Origin of the sequence: Burkholderia sp. MSMB1078WGS (assembly GCF_001528895.1) — a bacterium.
Taxonomy (GTDB): domain Bacteria; phylum Pseudomonadota; class Gammaproteobacteria; order Burkholderiales; family Burkholderiaceae; genus Burkholderia.
Genome location: NZ_LPDI01000038.1, coordinates 231427 through 248875, shown reverse-complemented (window position 1 = coordinate 248875; position 17449 = coordinate 231427). Strand labels below are relative to the sequence as shown.

Sequence of the window (17449 nt, the reverse complement as noted above, 5' to 3'; positions counted from 1 at the left end):
CTGCCACCCCAACCGTTACTTGAAGGAGTCCGACATGATGCCATCCGCCCTTCCCGGTCAATCGGCCACGCCGGCCCGCGCGGCCACCGCGCTGCGCGACGCGTTCATCAAGCTCAAGACCGAGCGCCAACTGCGCAACCGCGACGTCGCGCAGGCGCTCGGCGTCAGCGAAGCCGAGGCGCTCGCCGCATTCGTCGGCGAGCACGTCGTGCGGCTCGACGCGCGCTTTCCGACGATGTTCGAGGAAATGCCGCGTCTCGGCCGCGTGATGGCGCTCACGCGCAACGACACGGCCGTCCACGAAAAGGACGGCGAATACGCGCAGATGAGCCACGACGGCCCCGTCGGCCTCGCGCTCGGCGACATCGACCTGCGCATCTTCTATCGTCACTGGGTGTCGGCGTTCGCGGTGCGCGACGAAACCGCGCACGGCCCGCTGAAGAGCCTGCAGTTCTTCGATGCGCAGGGTCATGCGATCCACAAGGTCTACCTGCGCGCGCACAGCGATCATGCCGCATACGACGCGTTCGTCGAACGCTGGCGCGCGCCGTCGCAGGAGCCGGGCCTCGAGGTCGCGCCCGCCGCGCCGAAAACGCCCGAGCGCGCGGACACCGAGATCGACGTCGCGGGCTTTCGCGCCGCGTGGGACGCGATGACCGACACGCACCAGTTCTTCGGCATCACGCAGCGCTTCGGCGTGAGCCGCATGCAGGCGCTGCGCCTCGCCGATCCGCAATACGCGTATCCGGTCGAAACCGCGCATGCGTTGCGCCACGTGCTCGAACAGGCGGCCAAAAGCGGCCAGCCGATCATGGTGTTCGTCGGCAACGCGGGGATGATCCAGATCCATACGGGCCCCGTCGCGAACGTGCGCGAGGTCGGCGCGTGGATCAACGTGCTCGATCCGGGTTTCAACCTGCATGTGCGTGAAGACCTGATCGCCGCCGCCTGGGTCGTGAAGAAGCCGACGAGCGACGGCATCGTCACGTCGCTCGAGCTGTTCGACCGGCAGGGCGACCATGTCGCGCTGCTGTTCGGCGAACGCAAGCCGGGAAAGGTCGAACGCGACGACTGGCGCGCGCTCGTCGCGACGCTGCCGCCGGCCGCACGCGGAGCCGCGCGGTGAGCGCGCGGCCATTCGATCCGCGCCGCCGTACGCTGCTGGCCGGCGCGACGGCCGGCGCGCTCGCGGCGGGGCTGCCCGGTAGCGTGCTCGCACAAGTTGCGCCCGCCGCACCGAAGCGCGTGATCGTGATCGGCGGCGCGCTCGCGGAAACGGCGTTCGCGCTCGGCGGCGCCGAGACGCCGCGTTACCGGCTCGTCGGCGCCGACACGACCTGCACGTATCCCGACGCCGCGAAGCGCCTGCCGAAGGTCGGCTACCAGCGCGCGCTGTCGGCCGAAGGGCTGCTGTCGCTGCGGCCCGATCTCGTGCTGGCATCGGCGGAAGCCGGCCCGCCGACGGCGATCGCGCAGGTGAAAGGCGCCGGCGTGACGGTGACGACGTTCGACGAACACCACGACGTCGAATCGGTGCGCGCGAAGATCGCCGGTGTCGCGCAGGCGCTCGACGTGCGCGACGCCGGCGCCGCGCTGCTGCGGCGTTTCGATCGCGACTGGCAGGCCGCGCGCGACGCGGTCGCCGCGCGCGCGCCCGGCGGCGCGCAGCCGCCACGCGTGCTGTTCGTGCTGAACCATACCGGCACCCAGGCGCTCGTCGCCGGCCAGCGCACCGCCGCCGACGCGATGATCCGCTATGCGGGCGCGCGCAACGCGATGCAGGGCTTCGATCACTACAAGCCGCTGACGACCGAGGCGCTCGCGGCGGCCGCACCCGACGTCGTGCTGATCTCCGACGAAGGGCTGGCGGCCGTCGGCGGTCACGCCGCGCTGCTCGCGACACCCGGCTTCGGCGCGACGCCGGCCGGCCGCGCGCGGCGCGTCGTCTCGCTCGACGCGCTGTTCCTGCTCGGCTTCGGCCCGCGCCTGCCGCTCGCCGTCACGACCCTGCATCGACGCCTGTCGGATGCGCTCGCCTGATTCCGGATCGACCCGATGCCCGCTCACGTTTCGCCCTTCAACGCGCCATCGTCCGCCTCGCGCGCCGGCGCCGCGCGCATCGGCACGTCACGCCGCTTCGCGCCGTTCGTCCTGGCCGCGCTCGCCGTTCTGGTGGGCGCGATGTCCGTCGTCGCGCTGTGCGTCGGCGCGTACCGCATTCCGCTGGCGCAAGCCTGGGCCGCACTGAGCGGCGACGCAGCCGCGCAACAGGCGCGCGCCGTGCTGTTCGACATCCGCGCACCGCGCGTCGCGCTCGCGCTGCTGGTCGGCGGCGGCTTCGGCGCAACCGGCGCCGCAATGCAGGCGCTGTTCCGCAATCCGCTCGCCGATCCGGGACTCGTCGGCGTGTCGAGCGGCGCCGCGCTCGGCGCGACCGTGCTGATCGTGCTCGGTCCCGCGCTCTTCGCCGCACACGCGAGCGCGGCCGCGCTGCCGGTTGCCGCGTTCGCGGGCGGCCTCGCGGTCGCGGCGCTCGTCTACCGGCTGGCCGCGTCGCGCGGCCGGCTTGCGCTGCCGCTGCTGCTGCTCGCCGGCATCGCGATTAATGCGCTGGCCGGCGCGGCGATCGGGCTGCTCACGTTCGTCGCCGACGATGCACAGCTGCGTTCGCTGACCTTCTGGAGCCTCGGCAGCCTCGGCGGCGCGCAATGGTCGACGCTGGCGGCCGTCGCGCCGTGCGTCGCGCTCGGCTGCATGCTGCTCGTGCGCGAACGCGATGCGCTGAATGCGCTGCAGCTCGGCGAAACCGAAGCGCTGCATCTCGGCGTACCCGTGCAGCAACTGAAGCGGCGCGTGCTCGTCGCGGTCGCGCTCGCCGTGGGCGCGCTCGTGTCGTGCGCGGGCATCGTCGGCTTCATCGGGCTCGTCGCGCCGCATTGCGTGCGCCTCGCGTGCGGTCCCGACCAGCGCATCGTGCTGCCCGGCGCCGCATTGCTCGGCGCGTTGCTGACGCTCGCTGCCGATCTCGCCGCGCGCACCGTCGCCGCGCCCGCCGACATTCCGCTCGGCGTGCTGACCGCGCTGCTCGGCGCACCGTTCTTCCTCGCGCTGCTGTGGAAGAACCGCGGCGCGCTCGGCGGGTAATCCCTTCTTCACGACGACCATGCTGACCGCCCACCACCTCGACGTCACTCGCCGGCACGGCACGATCCTGCGCGACCTGTCGCTGTCGATCGAACCCGGCCGCGTGACGGCGCTGCTCGGCCGCAACGGCGCGGGCAAGAGCACGCTGCTGAAAACCTTCGCCGGCGAGCTGACCGGCAGCGTCGCACCGAACGGCGTGCGCGTGAGGGGCGACGTCACGCTGAACGGCGAACCGCTCGCGCGCATCGACGCGCGGCGGCTCGCGTGCCTGCGCGCGGTGCTGCCGCAGGCCGCGCAGCCGGCCTTCCCGTTCAGCGTCGACGAAATCGTGCTGCTCGGCCGCTATCCGCATGCGCGGCGCGGCGGTGTGCGGCACGTAATCGCACACCGCGATCGCGACATCGCGTGGCGCGCGCTCGAACGCGCGGGCGCCGATGCGCTCGTCGGCCGCGACGTCACGACGCTGTCGGGCGGCGAACTCGCGCGCGTGCAGTTCGCCCGCGTCCTCGCGCAGCTGTGGCCCGACCACGACACGACGGAACCCGGCCCGCGTTACCTGCTGCTCGACGAGCCGACCGCCGCGCTCGATCTCGCGCACCAGCACCGCCTGCTCGATACCGTGCGCGCCGTCGCGCGCGAATGGCAGCTCGGCGTGCTCGCGATCGTCCACGATCCGAACCTCGCCGCGCGGCATGCGGATGCGATCGCGATGCTCGTCGACGGCACGATCGTCGCGCATGGCGCACCGCGCGACGTGATGACGCCCGCCCATATCGCGCGGTGCTATGGCTTCGCGGTGAGGATGGTGGAAACCGGCGACGGGACGCCGCCGGTGATGGTGCCCGCGTAGCGCGGGCGTGTGTCGCACGATCGTTGCGTCGCTCGATGCAGTTCGTTGCCTTGGGTGGCGGTGTGTTCTCTCCAGATCGATCGTTTTGCTCCTTCGAGGAAATTCCCGTGCCGCTTCCGATGACCCGCATCATCCTGTACGTCCGCAACGTCGCGTTGCTGAAGGCGTTCTATCGACGGCATTTCGCGCTGCCCGTCATCGAGGAAATCGACGGCGAATGGGCCGTACTCGACGCGGGCGCGATCGAACTCGCGCTGCATCGGGCCGGCCCGGCGTTCCGCCATGCGGCCGCATCGGCAAGCACGAACGCGAACGCGGCCGCCGGCAACGTGAAGCTCGTATTCACGATCGACGCCGATATCGACGCGTATCGCGACCGGCTCGCCCGCGACGGCGTGACCGTGCGCGGGCTGAAGCGCTACGACGGCTTCCCGTACCGGATCGTCGACGGCATCGATCCGGAAGGGAACGTCTTTCAGGTGATGCAGCCAGACTGAATGCCGGCCCGGCAGGCACGGGCGCGAGCACTCAATGCTCGACGTCCGCCGCGCCGAAGCTGCGCATCTTCCAGCCGAGCCGCACGGCGAGCATCCGCATCGAGAAACCGGCCGCCAGAGCGACGAGCGTCGCGAATCCCGCGTCGATGCCGAGATGCTGCATCCCGACATACAGCGCGCCCGTAACGAACGCGACGCTCGCATACAGTTCCTCGCGCAGGATCAGCGGCATCTCGTTGCACAGCAGGTCGCGCAGCATCCCGCCGCACACGCCCGTGATCGCGCCGGCCAGCACGACGATGATCGGCGCCGTGCCGGTCGACGCGCCGACGTCGCAGCCGATGATCGTGAACGCCGCGAGGCCGATCGCATCGACGGTGACGAACAGCGTCTTCATCCGCGCGACGTGCCGCGCCGCCCACGACGCGACGGTCGCCGCGACGAGCGTGATCACCAGGTATTCGGGATGCGCGATCCAGCCGAGCGGATAGTGGCCGAGCAGCACGTCGCGCACGGTGCCGCCGCCGAGCGCCGTCACCGCGCCCACGAGCGCGAGCCCGAAGCGGTCCATCCCGCGGCGCATGCCCATCAGCGCCCCCGACATCGCTTCCGCGACGATCGCAATCAGATAGAGCGTATGCATGGCGCGCGTCAGTCGTCGGTCCGGAACAGGTCGAGCACGCGTTCGCGCTCGGCCGCATCGACGGCGGCAGGCATCGGTGCGTCGCGCTTGCCGTGGTCGGCCGGCGCATCCGGCGCATCGGCGGCTGCCGCGCCGCCGCATGCAAAGCGGCTGCGGATATACGGCGGCACGTCGGCCGTGCACGTGCCGTGCGTGTATTCGGCGTAGACGAAATCGCCGTCGACGAGCGCGACGTCCTGCGGCGGCGTCGCAGCGACCGGCGTGCGCCCGTCGACGGCCGCCTTCATGTAGTCGAGCCAGACCGGCAGCGCCAGCGTCGCGCCGGTCGCGCGCCCCATCGGGCGCGGCGTGTCGTAGCCGAGCCACGCGACCGCGACGATGCCCGACGAGTAGCCGGCGAACCATACGTCCTTCGACCCGTTCGACGTGCCCGTCTTGCCCGCCGTGTCGTCACGCCGCAGCGCGAGCGCGCCGCGCGCGGTGCCGGCCCGCACGACGTCGCGCAGCATGCTGTCCATCACGAACGCATTGCGCGCCGACACGACCCGCTCGCCCGCCGGCACGGTCGCCTCGTACATCGCGCCGCCGTGGCGCTGCTTCACCGACAGGATCAGGCGCGGCTCCATCCGCGTCCCGCCGTTCGCGAACACGCCGTATGCGCTCGCGAGTTCGAGCGGCGTCACGGCGCCCGCGCCGAGCGCGAGCGGCAGCGACGCCGGATTGCGCTGCGCGTCGAAGCCAAAACGCACCGCGTGCTGCTGCACGTAGCGCGCGTCGGCGGCCTGCATCAGGCTGACCGCGACCAGGTTCTTCGAGCGCACGAGCCCGCGCCGCACCGGGATGAAGCCTTCGTAGCGATTGCCGAAATTACGCGGACGCCACGGCCGCGCGCCGGTTTCCGCGTGCGTGAGCGTGCGCTGCGTATCGTCGACGAGCACGCCGGGGAAGTAGCCCTTCTCCAGCGCGGCCGAATAGACGAACGGCTTGAAGCTCGAGCCCGGCTGGCGATACGCCTGCAGTGCATGGTCGAACACGTTGCGCTCGAAATCCGCGCCGCCGACCAGCGCGAGCATGTCGCCGGTGGCCGCATCGAGCGACACGAGCGCGCCTTCGAGCCCGTTGCGCATGTCGCGCTTCGCGCGCGGCTGCCGGCTCAGCGTGCGCTCGAGCGCGGCTTCGGCCGCGCGCTGGTCGCGCATCGAGATCGTCGTCGTCACGTCGAGGCCCAGCGTGTACGCGTCGTCGTGAAACCGCTCGACCATCATGCGGCGCGCGCGCTCGGCAACGTACGGGGCCGCGACGATCCCCGGCGGCGGCGTGGTCGCCAGCACGATCGGCGCGTCGACGGCCGTGCGATACGCCGCGTCGTCGAGCTGGCCGAGCGCATGCATCCGGCCGAGCACGTAGTTGCGCCGCGCGGTCGCGCGCGCCGGATTGACGACCGGATTGAACGCGGACGGCGCCTTCGGCAACCCGGCGAGCACAGCCGCCTCGCCCGCGCTCAGCGCATCGAGCGGCTTGCCGAAGTACACGTGCGCGGCCGCCGCGAAGCCGTACGCGCGCTCGCCCAGATAGATCTCGTTCATGTACAGCTCGAGCAGCTTGTCCTTGCTGTATTCGCGTTCGAGCTTGGCCGCCATCAGGATCTCGGCGAGCTTGCGGCTCAGCACCTTGTCGCGCGTCAGGTAGAAGTTGCGCGCGACCTGCATCGTGATCGTGCTGCCGCCTTGCCCCGGCTGCCCGGTGACGACGTTCGCGAACGTCGCGCGCGCGAGGCCGCCGACATCGACCGGGCCGTGTTCGTAGAATTTCGCGTCCTCGGCCGCGAGCAGCGCATGCCGCATCAGCGGCGGGATGCGTTCGAGCGGCACGAACTCGCGCCGCTCGACGCCGTATTCGGCCAGCAGGTCGCCGTCGCGCGAGAAGATCCGCAGCGGCAGCGCGGGACGATAGACGGCTAGGTGTTCGACGGACGGCAACTGCGTCCAGATGCGATCGATCGTCCATGCGCCGATGCCTGCGCACGCAAGCGTCAGGCCGAGCAGTGCGCCCGCGAGCGTGCGCCATACGCGGCGGCGTGGCGGTGCGGATGGCGGCGCGGGCGGCGGCGGACTGGCGGTGGGGTCGGTCATGTCGGGCTCCTTCTTCAATACCGCGACGGCCGGCGCGCGAGCGGCGCCGATCGGTCGCGAAAGGCGCGCATTGTCGAAGGGATGACGTGAAACCGGAACATTCTTTAGCCAAAGTTTGGCTGGCTAAATTTTATTTAGGAAAGCGCTTTGGGGCCGGCTCGCGCCGTGTATGCGGGTCTGCGGCACGTCGTCGCGACCGAGCGCGCCGGGCGCATGAACCGGTTCGCTTGTACCATCGTCGGATGTTCGATCGATATCTCGACCTGTGGGGCCTCGCCCCCGACGGCGGCCCGATCCTGACCGCGAGCGGCGGCCTATTGCCGGTCGTCTGGCACGCGCGGCCCGCGATGCTGAAAGTCGCCACCTGCGACGAAGAGCGCCGCGGCAATGCGCTGATGGCCTGGTGGAACGGGCAAGGCACCGCGCAGGTGTGGCGGCACGACGGCGACGCGATCCTGCTCGAACGCGCGCAGCCGGCGCCGTCGCTGGCCGCGTTGTCGGCGGCGGGCCACGACGACGACACGATGCGCATCGCCTGCGACGTCGTCGCGCGGCTGCACGCGCATCGTGCGCCGCAGGTGCCTGCGGTCGTGCCGCTGCACGACTGGTTCTACGCGCTGCTGTCGAGCGATGCCGACAACGACACGCTGCGCCGCTCCGCAACGAGCGCACGCCAATTGCTGGCCGAGCCATCCGTCGACGAAGTCGTGCTGCACGGCGACATCCATCACGACAACATCCTTCATTTCGGCGATCGCGGCTGGCGCGCGATCGACCCGAAAGGGCTGCGCGGCGAGCGCACGTTCGACTACGCGAACCTGTTCTGCAATCCCGCGCACGACATCGCGGTCGATCCGGTGCGTTTCGAGCGGCGCGTCGTGCTCGTGGCCGACGCGGCGCAACTCGACCGGCGGCGGTTGCTGCAATGGATACTCGCGTGGTCGGGGCTGTCGGCAATATGGTTGATCGAAGACGATCTGCCGCCCGATACGCGGCTGCAGGTCGCCGCGCTGGCTGCGGCCGCGCTTGACCGGTAACCCCACACCGCGCGCATCGCCGATGAAAAAAGCCCACCGGCTCACACCGGCGGGCTTTCGCGTCCGACTTGCGCGACGCTTCAGCGCGCCGGGTTCAGCGTCAGGTTCATGTGACGATTCACATCCTTGTACAGCAGATAACGGAACCGCCCAGGCCCGCCCGAATAGCACGCCTGCGGGCAGAACGCGCGCAGCCACATGAAGTCGCCGGCTTCCACCTCGACCCAGTCCTGGTTCAGGCGATAAACGGCCTTGCCTTCCAGCACGTACAGGCCGTGCTCCATCACGTGCGTTTCGGCGAACGGAATCACGCCGCCCGGCTCGAACGTCACGATGTTCACGTGCATGTCGTGACGCATGTCGCTCATGTCGACGAAGCGCGTCGTCACCCATGCGCCGTTGGTGCCCGGCATCGGGATCGGCTCGACGTCCTGTTCGTTGGTCACGAACGCTTCGGGCAGCGGAATGCCGTCGACGGCCTGGTAATGCTTGCGGATCCAGTGGAAACGCACCGCCGCATCGCTGACGTTGTGCAGCGTCCAGTCCGCGCCCGGCGGAATGAACGCGTAGCCGCCCGGCTTCAGCGTGTGCTGCTTGCCTTGCAGCGTCAGCTCGGCTTCGCCTTCGACGACGAACAGCACGGCTTCGGCGTTCTTGTCCTGCTCGGGCTTGTCGCTGCCGCCGCCCGGATTCACTTCGACGATGTACTGAGAGAAAGTTTCCGCGAAACCCGACAGCGGACGGGCGATCACCCACAGGCGCGTGTGGGTCCAGAACGGCAGCCAGCTCGTGACGATGTCGCGCATCACACCCTTCGGAATCACCGCGTACGCCTCGGTGAACATCGCGCGATCGGTCAGCAGATCCGTTTGCGGCGGGTGGCCGCCGTGCGGCGCGTAATACGTTGTCTTAGACATATTGCATCCAGGCAATGGGTTGGTCCGGCCCCGGGCGCAAACGGCATCGGGCGGTTCGCATGCGCGTGGGGCACGCATGCGACGGCGGGACATCGTTGCCGGGGTGGCTTGAAAGCGCATGCGCCTTCGATCGGTCGGCCAGGCTTCGCGTCGGGTCCGTCCGGTTCGGGGGACGCGGCGGGCCGGGTCGTCGGGCCGGCGGCCGGGCCGCCGCACTCGCGATCATGCGGCGAGGCGCGGACGACGGCACGGTTCGACTCCGTACGCGAGCATCGCCGACGATAGCGAAGTCGATCGCGATCGACCAATTAAATGTTGCGATGACATCCATTCGATTTACCACTACCCGTCGGCGCCTGCGACGCGCGGTCGGGAGGCGTCGCGAGGCGCGCTGACTATCAGGGAAATCCTGACGGTCGCGACGTTCGTGCAATGCGTCCATACACGGCAACGCGGCGCGCAAGCGACGGTCTCGGTGCATTTCGTGACGCGGATCGAAGTCGGTTGCTACGTGCGCGGCAGCGGATCGCTGCGGCAGGATCGCGGGAGACGATCAGGTCAAGTCAGGTTGGAACGAGTCGACGTGTCGAAGGAAAAGCAGATGTCGTTCGGCAGATCCTGTGCGGACGCATTCGGACGCGTTACGACGCGGCGACTGGTGTCGTCGAGAAACGGGCAAAACGGCGTGAGGAGAATGGCCGGCCCGTCGATCGGGCACATGGCAGCGGCTGATGCAGCCGGAGGAGAATCGCCGGTCTGGCCGGCGAAGCAGCCCGGCAGGACGCCGGGCTGAAGCTCGCGTCGGGATGCCGACGCCGTCGGCGCGCCGGTGCGCGGCTCGCGCACCATGCCGCGCCAGCGGCGATCAGTCCCAGTCGCGGTGGTGACGATGCTTGCGGTGACGGTAGCCGCGGTCGCCGTGATCGCGATCGTACGAACTGCGCGACATGTTGCCGCCGAGTGCCGCGCCGGCGCCGCCGCCGAGTGCCGCGCCGGCGCCGCCGCCGACTGCCGCGCCCAGCAGGCCGCCCGTGCGGCCGCCCATCGCGTTGCCTGCGGCGGTACCTGCGCCGCCGCCAAGGGCGCCGCCGATGATCGCGCCGGTGCGCTCGCGACGGTTCGACGTCACCGCGCCGCCGGCGCCGCCGCCGATCGCGCCGCCGATGACGGAGCCGGTGCTGCCGCCGACCGCGCCGCCGACCGCTGCGCCGGCAACCCCGCCGAGCGCGCCGCCGAGCGCGTTGTTCAAGTCACCGGCCACTGCCGGCAGTGCGGTCGCGCCGGTCAGCACGGCGACGACGAGAGCGGGGGCGATTTTCTTCCACATTCCCGTATTCTTCCTTGTTCGCAATTCTGGTTATCGAAGTCCGCTCGTTACGACGATCTGAATCGATCGACGTCGGGCCAGGCATTGTGCCGAACCGCGGACCAATTCATTTCAATGAGCTTGCGGCGAAGAATAGCACCGGTCCCGCATTCCTGCCGTGGACATTCTGGTAACAAGTTGTTTACGAATCACGCATGTCGAACGCGTACCGGAAATCGCTCGAAATCCTTGCTGGTATTGACTCAAGCAAGGGTCCGGCCCCACACCGCCGCAGACCGCTCATGCGCGCGAACGCACGTTTGAGACACACGTGGCAACACATCTGCACATGCCGTAAGCGGCCTCCGAACGGCGGGCGGAGAAAAGATGGCGGGGTCAGTACACGCCAGGCAGCAACCGCCACGTCCGCGCGCAGTACGCGTCGTATTCGGCGCCGAATTGCGAACGCAGCAATGCCTCCTCCGAACGGATCCGTGCGACGAGCGGCACCAGCATCAGGGCGACCAGCAGCACGCCGATGCCCGAGCGAAACGCCAGCGCCCAGCCAAGCGAATTGACGAGCAGACCGAGATAGCTCGGATTGCGGATGCGGCTGTAGACGCCGCCCGTCACGAGCGTATGGCCCGGCTGGATCGCGACGAGCCCGCTGAAGCGCTTGCCGAGCACGAACACGGGCCAGATGCGCAGCACGCCGCCCGCGATGTACAGCACGACGCCGGTCCAGCGCACGGTGTCGCCGCCGAAGGCCCAGACGTCGAGCCGGTCGGTCAGCGCGGGCAAGTACGCGAGCAGGAAGCCGCTCGCCGCGAACGCCGCGAGCACCCAGCGATTGTCGCGGTTCTCGCGCTCGCCGCTGCTCAGGTTGCCTTCGGTGAACAGTGCGGCGACGGCCATCGCGAACGTCGCGACGACGACGACGATCAACGGCGGATGCGAGAAGAACACGGCGAACCCGCCGCTGCCGAGCACGGCGAGCCCGAGGTAGACGAGCGTGGCGACGCTCGACAGGACGACGACCTTGGGGGTAACTGTCATGATGACGGCCTCGCGGGGGCGTGCTTTCCCGTGAAGTATAGGAACTGCACACACCCGGTGCCGTGCGCCGCCGTCATGCGGCGCGCGCGTTCGCGCGCATCGTCAAGCCGCACGCGGCCAACCGGGGCCGGTATGGCCCGGGCTGGCGCACTGCGGCGGATCAGCGGATGCGGAAGTGGCCGCCGATTCCGACGCTGACGGGCGGCGCGTAGTACGCGGGCGCATAGCCGTAGCCGTACCCGTAGTAAGCCGGCGCGGGCGCGTAGCCGTATGGCGGCGCGACGTAGCAGCCGGACAGGCCGCCGATCAGGGCAAGCATAATGAGAAGTCTGGACATGGCTCGGTTCCCGGCGCGAAAGACGAATGGCACCGCGCGAAGGCCGTGCCGCCGCGACGGGCGGCGGCCGGCACGAAGAGGCGATCCGCCCTTCCTGTCGCTCGATGAAACAATGCGCGGAGTCTAGCGCCGGGCCCGGCCGGCCGAGTTTCCCGGCCGGTTACACGTGTTACCTGGTGTGACCGCTGAAACAGGCTCGGGCGGCACGGCGGCCGGTGGACGGCGGCTGCACCGGGTGCGTCGGGCCGTTACACGAAGCGGGCGCGGATGCGCTGCGCGAGCGCTTCGAGCGTCGCCGCGTCGGCGACGTCGCGCGCATGCATCCGCAGCTCCGCGCCTTCCCAGCGCGGAATCACGTGGAAATGCACGTGCGGGACCGTCTGGCCAGCGGCCGCGCCGTTGAACTGGCCGATGAACACGCCGTCCGGCTCGAGCGCCGCGCGCACTGCCGCCGCGACGCGCTGCGTCATGCGGATGCCGGCCGCGGCCGCATCGCCGGACAGCTCGAAGATCTGCGCGGCCGGCTCCTTCGGAATCACGAGCACGTGGCCGTCGGCCTGCGGCATCAGGTCCATGATCGCGAGCGTCGCGTCGTCTTCGGCGACCTTCACGCAGGGCAGTTCGCCGCGCAGGATCCTGGCGAACGGGTTGTTGTTGTCATAGGACATGGCGTTTTCCGATCTCGGTTGGACAGTGGAACGGGGAGAGAGCAATGCCGGACGATTATCGGCCGATGGCCGGCCCGATATCAACTCGCCGATCGCACGACGCCGGCCGGCCTGTCGGGCACGCGGCAGTGCGAACGCACGCGGCCGTCATCGCGTCACGCGGCTGCGATTGCAACGCCTCGCCCGAACCTGCGACACTGCCGGATCGTTGCCGGCCGGCACGCCACCGAGGATGCTCGCGCATGACGATCCCCCTCAAGAAGCTGATTCTGCGCGGTATCGCGTTCGCGCTCGTTGCCGCGATCGGCTACACGGGCTACATGCTGTCCCGGCTTGCGCCGATCGCGACCGGCTATGCGGCCAAGGCGCTGTGCTCCGGCGTGTTCGTGTCGGGCCGCCCAGCCGCATCCGTGATCGACGTCGACATCATGGCCGGCGTCCATCCGTTGCTGAAACTCGTGCGCCCGTCGATCGACCCCGACCGTCATCGCGCGGTGGCGACCTTCGCCGGCTTCGCCGAACGCGAAGCCGACTTCCGGCCGGGACTCGGGTGCACGCTCGCACTCGTGCCTCCGACCGGTGCGGCGGCGGCCACCTTGCCCGCCGCATTGCCGCCCCTCCCCGATCCGCAGCCCGCGCCACCCGCACCGCCCGCACCGGCCACGCCGCCCGCCGGCATCGACGCGCACAAGCTGCAGACCGCGCTCGACCGCGCGTTCGACGAACCCGATCCGGCTCGACCGCGGCGTACGCGCGCGGTGGTCGTGATGTGGCGCGGCCAGGTAATCGCCGAACGCTATGCGCCCGGCTTCACGGCCGACACGCCGCTGCCCGGCTGGTCGATGACGAAGACCGTCACGGCCGCGCTGGTCGGCACGCTGGTCGCGCGGCACAAGCTGTCGCCGGACGCGTCGGCGTTGCTGCCCGAATGGCGCGGCAGCGGCGATCCGCGCGCGGCCATCACGCTCGACGAGCTGCTGCGGATGACGAGCGGCCTGCAGTTCAACGAGGACTACGACGACCCGCTGTCCGACGTCGCGGTGATGCTGTTCACGCAGCCCGATACCGCGCGGTTCGCATCGGCGAAGCCGCTTGCCGCGACGCCCGGCGCGCAATGGTCCTACTCGAGCGGCACGAGCGCGATCGTCGCGCGCGTGATGCGCGAAGCGCTGGGCGGCAGCGACGCCGACTACCTCGCGTTTCCGCGCCGTGCGCTGTTCGCGCCGCTCGGGATGCACAGCGCGGTGTTCGAGCCCGATGCGTCCGGCACGCTCGTCAGCGCGTCGTACATGTATGCGAGCGCACGCGACTGGGCGCGCTTCGGGCAACTTCTGCTGCAGGACGGCGTGTGGAACGGGCAGCGGCTGCTGCCGGAAGGCTGGATGCGCTACCTGACGCGCGCGACGCCGCAGTCGTCGCGGCAGGAATTCGGCGCGCACCTGTGGGTCAAGGTGCCGGAGCCGTTCAACGATCTCGATCCGCATGCGCGGACGATGCCGGCCGACGCGTTTCACGCGGTCGGCCACGAAGGCCAGTTCGTGAGCGTCGTGCCGAGCCGTCAGTTGGTGGTCGTGCGGCTCGGGCTGTCGCGGCCGGAAGCCGCGTGGAATCACGAGGCGTTTCTCGCGCGCGTGCTCGACGCGGTGCCGGCGTCTGGGGCGTGACGACGGGCCGTGGTCCGCCGGACGCGACAAGGCGGCGGCAGTGACGCCGCCGCTTCACGCGCTATCTGCGCTGCATTACGGATTCGCGCTGCCCGCGTACTGCTTGAAACCCTCGCGCGTCGCGAGACGTTCGATATAGCGCGACACCGCCGGCAGGTCCGGATGCTCGAACGGCGTGCCGAACCAGCGGTTCACCGACAGGCCGATCGGAATGTCCGCGAGCGTGAACGTGTTGCCGGCCACGTACGCACCGGTCTTTTCGAGCTGCGCATTCAGCACCTGCATGTGCTTCGTCCAGCCCGCGATCGACTGCGCGATGCCGTCCGGATCCTGATGGTCGGGCGATTTGCGCACGAGGCCAAGGAATGCGCCGACCCACGAGCGGTTCAGGTCCGAGCCTTGCCAGTCGATCCACTGGTCGACCCGCGCACGCGCCTGCGGCTCGGCCGGATACAGCGCATCGCCGCCGTAGCGGTTCGCGAGGTAGCGGATGATCGCGTTCGATTCCCAGAGCACGAAATCGTCATCCTTGATGACGGGTACGAGCGCGTTCGGATTCAGCGCGAGATAGGCCGGATCGTGGGTGGTGCGAAAGCCCGCGCCCCAGTCTTCCTGTTCGAACGGCAGGTTCAGTTCGGTGCACAGCCACAGCACCTTGCGGACGTTGATGGACGGAATCTTGCCGAGGATGTGCAGCATGCGGTCTCCTTGTGGGGGCGGGTGCGGGGCGTTCGGGGCGCACGGCAGGCTCCGAACGCGTTCACGCGGAATTTATACACGACCTCGCGGGAAACGGCAGGTCTCGGGCGCGAAATCGGCGTGCGGCCGATTCGTCAGGTCGCGCAGCGCGTGCTCGGCCGTCGGGAAGCGGAACATGAATCCGTCCTGATGCAGCCGTGCCGGCACCACGCGCTGCCCGTCCAGCAGCAGCTCGGCCATCTCGCCCATCGCGGCGCGCAGCGGCGCGGCCGGTACGTGCAGGAACGCCGGGCGGCGCAGTACCTTCGTCACGACCTGCACGAATGCGCGCTGGGTCAGTGGCGCCGGTGCGACCGCGTTGTAGACGCCGCGCATGCCCGCGTTGGACATCGCTCGCGCGACGATCCGCAACACGTCGTCGCGGTGAATCCAGCTCATCACCTGCGCGCCGTCGCCGAATCGGCCGCCCAGCCCGAAGTAATGCGGCATCAGCATCGGGCGCAACGCGCCGCCCGGGCCGAACACGATGCCCAGCCGCAGCACCACCGCGCGCACGCCGTGGCGCTCGAGCGGTTGCACGGACTGCTCCCACTGCCGGCACAGCTCGGACATGAAGCCGGTGCCGATACTGCTGCCTTCGTCGAGCCGTTCGTCGCCCGGCCGCACGCCGTAGTAGCCGATCGCCGACGCCTGGATCCACGTACGCGGCTTGACCTCTGCGGTTTCCACCCAGCGCATCAGTGCCTGCGTGACGCCGACGCGGCTGGCGAGCAGCAGCGCCTGCCGGCGCTTGCTCCAGCGTGCGCCCAGCACTGGCGCGCCGGCGAGATTGACGACCGTGTCGAAGCGCTCGTGCGGCTGCAACTGGTCGACGGACGTCACGCTGCGCACGCGGCCTTGAAACAGGTAAGCCGCGCGCAGCGGATCGCGTGCCAGCAACGTGACCGTATGCCCTGCATCGAGCAACCGGTTCACGAGCGTTTCGCCGATGAAGCCGGTCCCGCCGGTGACGAGCACGTTGCCCGGCCGCTGCCCCGCGAACGGGTTGGCGGCCGGCGCGCGTGGCGCGATACGGCACGCGGCGATCCCGTCGCGCACGCCGGACACCGTCACGCCGACGGCGAACAGGCCGAGCAGCCAGCCGCGCCAGCCGAGGTCAATCGCGTGCAGCGCGGTGGGTTCGTGCACCCACACGGCGAGCTGCATCGCGATCATGCCGAACAGCGCGCCGCCGTTGACGGCCAGCAGCGTATGCAGCACGCGCTCGGTCGCCGGCAGCTTGCGGCTCTGGTCCTCGACGACGAAATCCCACAGCGTCAGCACCACTTCGACGAGCACGACCGCCGCGAGCGCCGCGACCCACGCGCCGTGAAACGCGACGTTCGCGATCGACGCGAACACGAGGCCGTACAGCACGGACCGCACCGCGTGAATTGCCAGTTCGAGCCGCGCGCGCGGGCTGTGCGGCAGGTCCTGCGTGAGTTCATGGTGGTAAAGCGTATCGAATGCGCCCATCGCGCCCTGCACGATCAGCAGGTCGAGCGCCCAGTCGAAAGCGGGCAACGTGTTCATGCGGTATCCCTCCTCCACAACCAGACCAGCGGCGGCACCATCGCGACGAGTGCGGCCACGTCGATCGCCACGTGCCCCCACACCTGCGCCTGCCACGACAACAGCATGTCCTGCGGCGCCCAGATCAACAGGCCGGCCAGCAGCCAGCCCCACACTTCCCGCTTCCGCAACCGGTTGCCGAGATGGACGAGCGCGAGCATCCAGACCGCGGTGCACTGCACCGTCGCGCCAAGCAGCGACATCCACCAGACCTGCTGGGCGCGCGCGGCGTCGGGCGCCGCGGTCGACCGGAAATGCCACTCGATGCCGCGGTGATACGCGTCGAGCCACGATGCGCCGGCAATCCACGGAATGGCCGCGCCGACGAGCAGGTGCGCGATCGCGGCTGCGTACATCCAGCGCACGACGGTGCGGCGCGGGATGTCGCGCGGCGGGCGATTCGCTGCCGCGCTTTCGGCGTTCCTGCCGAGGCTGCACGCGCCGCCTTCACGGCAAGCTTCCGCGCGATACCCGAGCCAGTGCGATACCGCATACCGGTTGCGGGCCAGGCGGCGATACAGCGGCGCGAACACGGCACGCATCGCCGGCACGCGAAGCAGCGAGGCGAACCAGCGACGCCCAATCAGCGCATGAGCGACCGCGATGCCGTCGATGCCGGTCAGCATGCGTCCGTCGGGCAGGCGCGCATGCAGCTCGCGATTCAGCGCGGGCAGGTCGACGCCCAGCGACCCCGGATCGAAACCCGGCTCGGCGATGTCGACGAACGCCAGCCGATGTCGCGCGTCGCGCTCGCCGAGACGCCGGACTTCCGCGACGCATAACGGACATCGCCCGTCGAAGTAGAGAACCAATTCACTTGCGTCCATGCTTTGCACTCCTTCTTGTTATAGCTGGCATCACGAACCGGTCGATCGACTGCTTTTCCGC

At 69.7% G+C, this 17449-nt stretch carries 18 protein-coding genes; 7 read left to right on the top strand and 11 right to left on the bottom strand.

Going from position 1 to position 17449, the window contains the following annotated elements:
- The first annotated feature begins 34 nt into the window (after positions 1-34).
- The 5 genes from WT24_RS09750 to WT24_RS09730 all read left to right on the top strand — a co-directional run bounded on the left by WT24_RS09750 (position 35) and on the right by WT24_RS09730 (position 4491).
- Positions 35-1126, top strand: a complete 1092-nt coding sequence (locus tag WT24_RS09750; RefSeq protein ID WP_060033047.1) for a hemin-degrading factor — start codon at positions 35-37, stop codon at positions 1124-1126.
- Positions 1123-2040, top strand: coding sequence for a hemin ABC transporter substrate-binding protein (locus tag WT24_RS09745; protein WP_060033044.1), 918 nt, complete (start codon positions 1123-1125; stop codon positions 2038-2040). Before WT24_RS09750 ends, WT24_RS09745 begins: the two co-directional genes overlap by 4 nt.
- Positions 2041-2055: 15 nt before the next feature.
- Positions 2056-3144: an iron ABC transporter permease gene (locus WT24_RS09740; RefSeq protein ID WP_059792883.1), complete on the top strand. Its 1089-nt coding sequence runs from the start codon at positions 2056-2058 to the stop codon at positions 3142-3144.
- Between the two features lie 19 nt (positions 3145-3163).
- Entirely contained in the window at positions 3164-3994 is an 831-nt protein-coding gene (locus WT24_RS09735; RefSeq protein WP_060033041.1) for a heme ABC transporter ATP-binding protein, read from the top strand.
- 107 nt (positions 3995-4101) lie between these two features.
- Positions 4102-4491, top strand: a complete 390-nt coding sequence (locus WT24_RS09730) for a VOC family protein (RefSeq protein WP_060033038.1) — start codon at positions 4102-4104, stop codon at positions 4489-4491.
- A gap of 31 nt (positions 4492-4522) precedes the next feature.
- On the opposite strand, the gene WT24_RS09725 is transcribed toward WT24_RS09730, so the two are convergent.
- Together WT24_RS09725 and WT24_RS09720 are read right to left on the bottom strand one after the other, a co-directional pair.
- Positions 4523-5134, bottom strand: a complete 612-nt coding sequence (locus tag WT24_RS09725; protein WP_059499443.1) for a trimeric intracellular cation channel family protein — start codon at positions 5132-5134, stop codon at positions 4523-4525.
- Between the two features lie 8 nt (positions 5135-5142).
- A complete protein-coding gene (locus WT24_RS09720; RefSeq protein WP_060033036.1) occupies positions 5143-7266 on the bottom strand; it encodes a penicillin-binding protein 1A in 2124 nt (707 codons plus the stop codon).
- Between the two features lie 242 nt (positions 7267-7508).
- On the opposite strand from WT24_RS09720, the gene WT24_RS09715 reads away from it, so the two are divergent.
- Entirely contained in the window at positions 7509-8303 is a 795-nt protein-coding gene (locus WT24_RS09715) for an aminoglycoside phosphotransferase family protein (protein WP_060033033.1), read from the top strand.
- Between the two features lie 80 nt (positions 8304-8383).
- On the opposite strand, the gene WT24_RS09710 is transcribed toward WT24_RS09715, so the two are convergent.
- The 6 genes from WT24_RS09710 to WT24_RS09690 all read right to left on the bottom strand — a co-directional run bounded on the left by WT24_RS09710 (position 8384) and on the right by WT24_RS09690 (position 12587).
- Entirely contained in the window at positions 8384-9220 is an 837-nt protein-coding gene (locus tag WT24_RS09710; protein WP_034206005.1) for a bifunctional allantoicase/(S)-ureidoglycine aminohydrolase, read from the bottom strand.
- Positions 9221-9778: 558 nt separating this feature from the next.
- Positions 9779-10069 (bottom strand): hypothetical protein, encoded by a 291-nt coding sequence (locus WT24_RS09705; protein WP_060033031.1) that lies wholly within the window; start codon positions 10067-10069, stop codon positions 9779-9781.
- Positions 10070-10085: 16 nt separating this feature from the next.
- Positions 10086-10547, bottom strand: coding sequence for a hypothetical protein (locus tag WT24_RS09700; protein WP_060033030.1), 462 nt, complete (start codon positions 10545-10547; stop codon positions 10086-10088).
- 375 nt (positions 10548-10922) lie between these two features.
- The gene (locus WT24_RS09695) at positions 10923-11582 is read right to left on the bottom strand and encodes an isoprenylcysteine carboxylmethyltransferase family protein (RefSeq protein WP_059792870.1); all 660 of its coding nucleotides are present in this window, start codon (positions 11580-11582) and stop codon (positions 10923-10925) included.
- Positions 11583-11742: 160 nt separating this feature from the next.
- Positions 11743-11919: a hypothetical protein gene (locus tag WT24_RS34850; RefSeq protein ID WP_179949331.1), complete on the bottom strand. Its 177-nt coding sequence runs from the start codon at positions 11917-11919 to the stop codon at positions 11743-11745.
- A 248-nt stretch (positions 11920-12167) separates the two neighbouring features.
- Positions 12168-12587, bottom strand: coding sequence for an HIT family protein (locus WT24_RS09690; protein ID WP_011548975.1), 420 nt, complete (start codon positions 12585-12587; stop codon positions 12168-12170).
- Positions 12588-12829: 242 nt separating this feature from the next.
- On the opposite strand from WT24_RS09690, the gene WT24_RS09685 reads away from it, so the two are divergent.
- Positions 12830-14251 carry a serine hydrolase gene (locus WT24_RS09685; RefSeq protein ID WP_060033029.1) on the top strand — a complete coding sequence of 474 codons (1422 nt, stop codon included), beginning with the start codon at positions 12830-12832 and terminating at the stop codon, positions 14249-14251.
- Positions 14252-14326: 75 nt separating this feature from the next.
- Here the strand turns inward: WT24_RS09685 and WT24_RS09680 are convergent, their stop codons facing one another.
- From WT24_RS09680 to WT24_RS09670, 3 genes are all read right to left on the bottom strand, one after another.
- The gene (locus WT24_RS09680; RefSeq protein WP_060033026.1) at positions 14327-14950 is read right to left on the bottom strand and encodes a glutathione S-transferase family protein; all 624 of its coding nucleotides are present in this window, start codon (positions 14948-14950) and stop codon (positions 14327-14329) included.
- Between the two features lie 72 nt (positions 14951-15022).
- Positions 15023-16522, bottom strand: a complete 1500-nt coding sequence (locus WT24_RS09675) for a TIGR01777 family oxidoreductase (RefSeq protein ID WP_060033024.1) — start codon at positions 16520-16522, stop codon at positions 15023-15025.
- A complete protein-coding gene (locus tag WT24_RS09670; protein WP_060033020.1) occupies positions 16519-17388 on the bottom strand; it encodes a thiol-disulfide oxidoreductase DCC family protein in 870 nt (289 codons plus the stop codon). Before WT24_RS09670 ends, WT24_RS09675 begins: the two co-directional genes overlap by 4 nt.
- Positions 17389-17449: the final 61 nt, after the last annotated feature.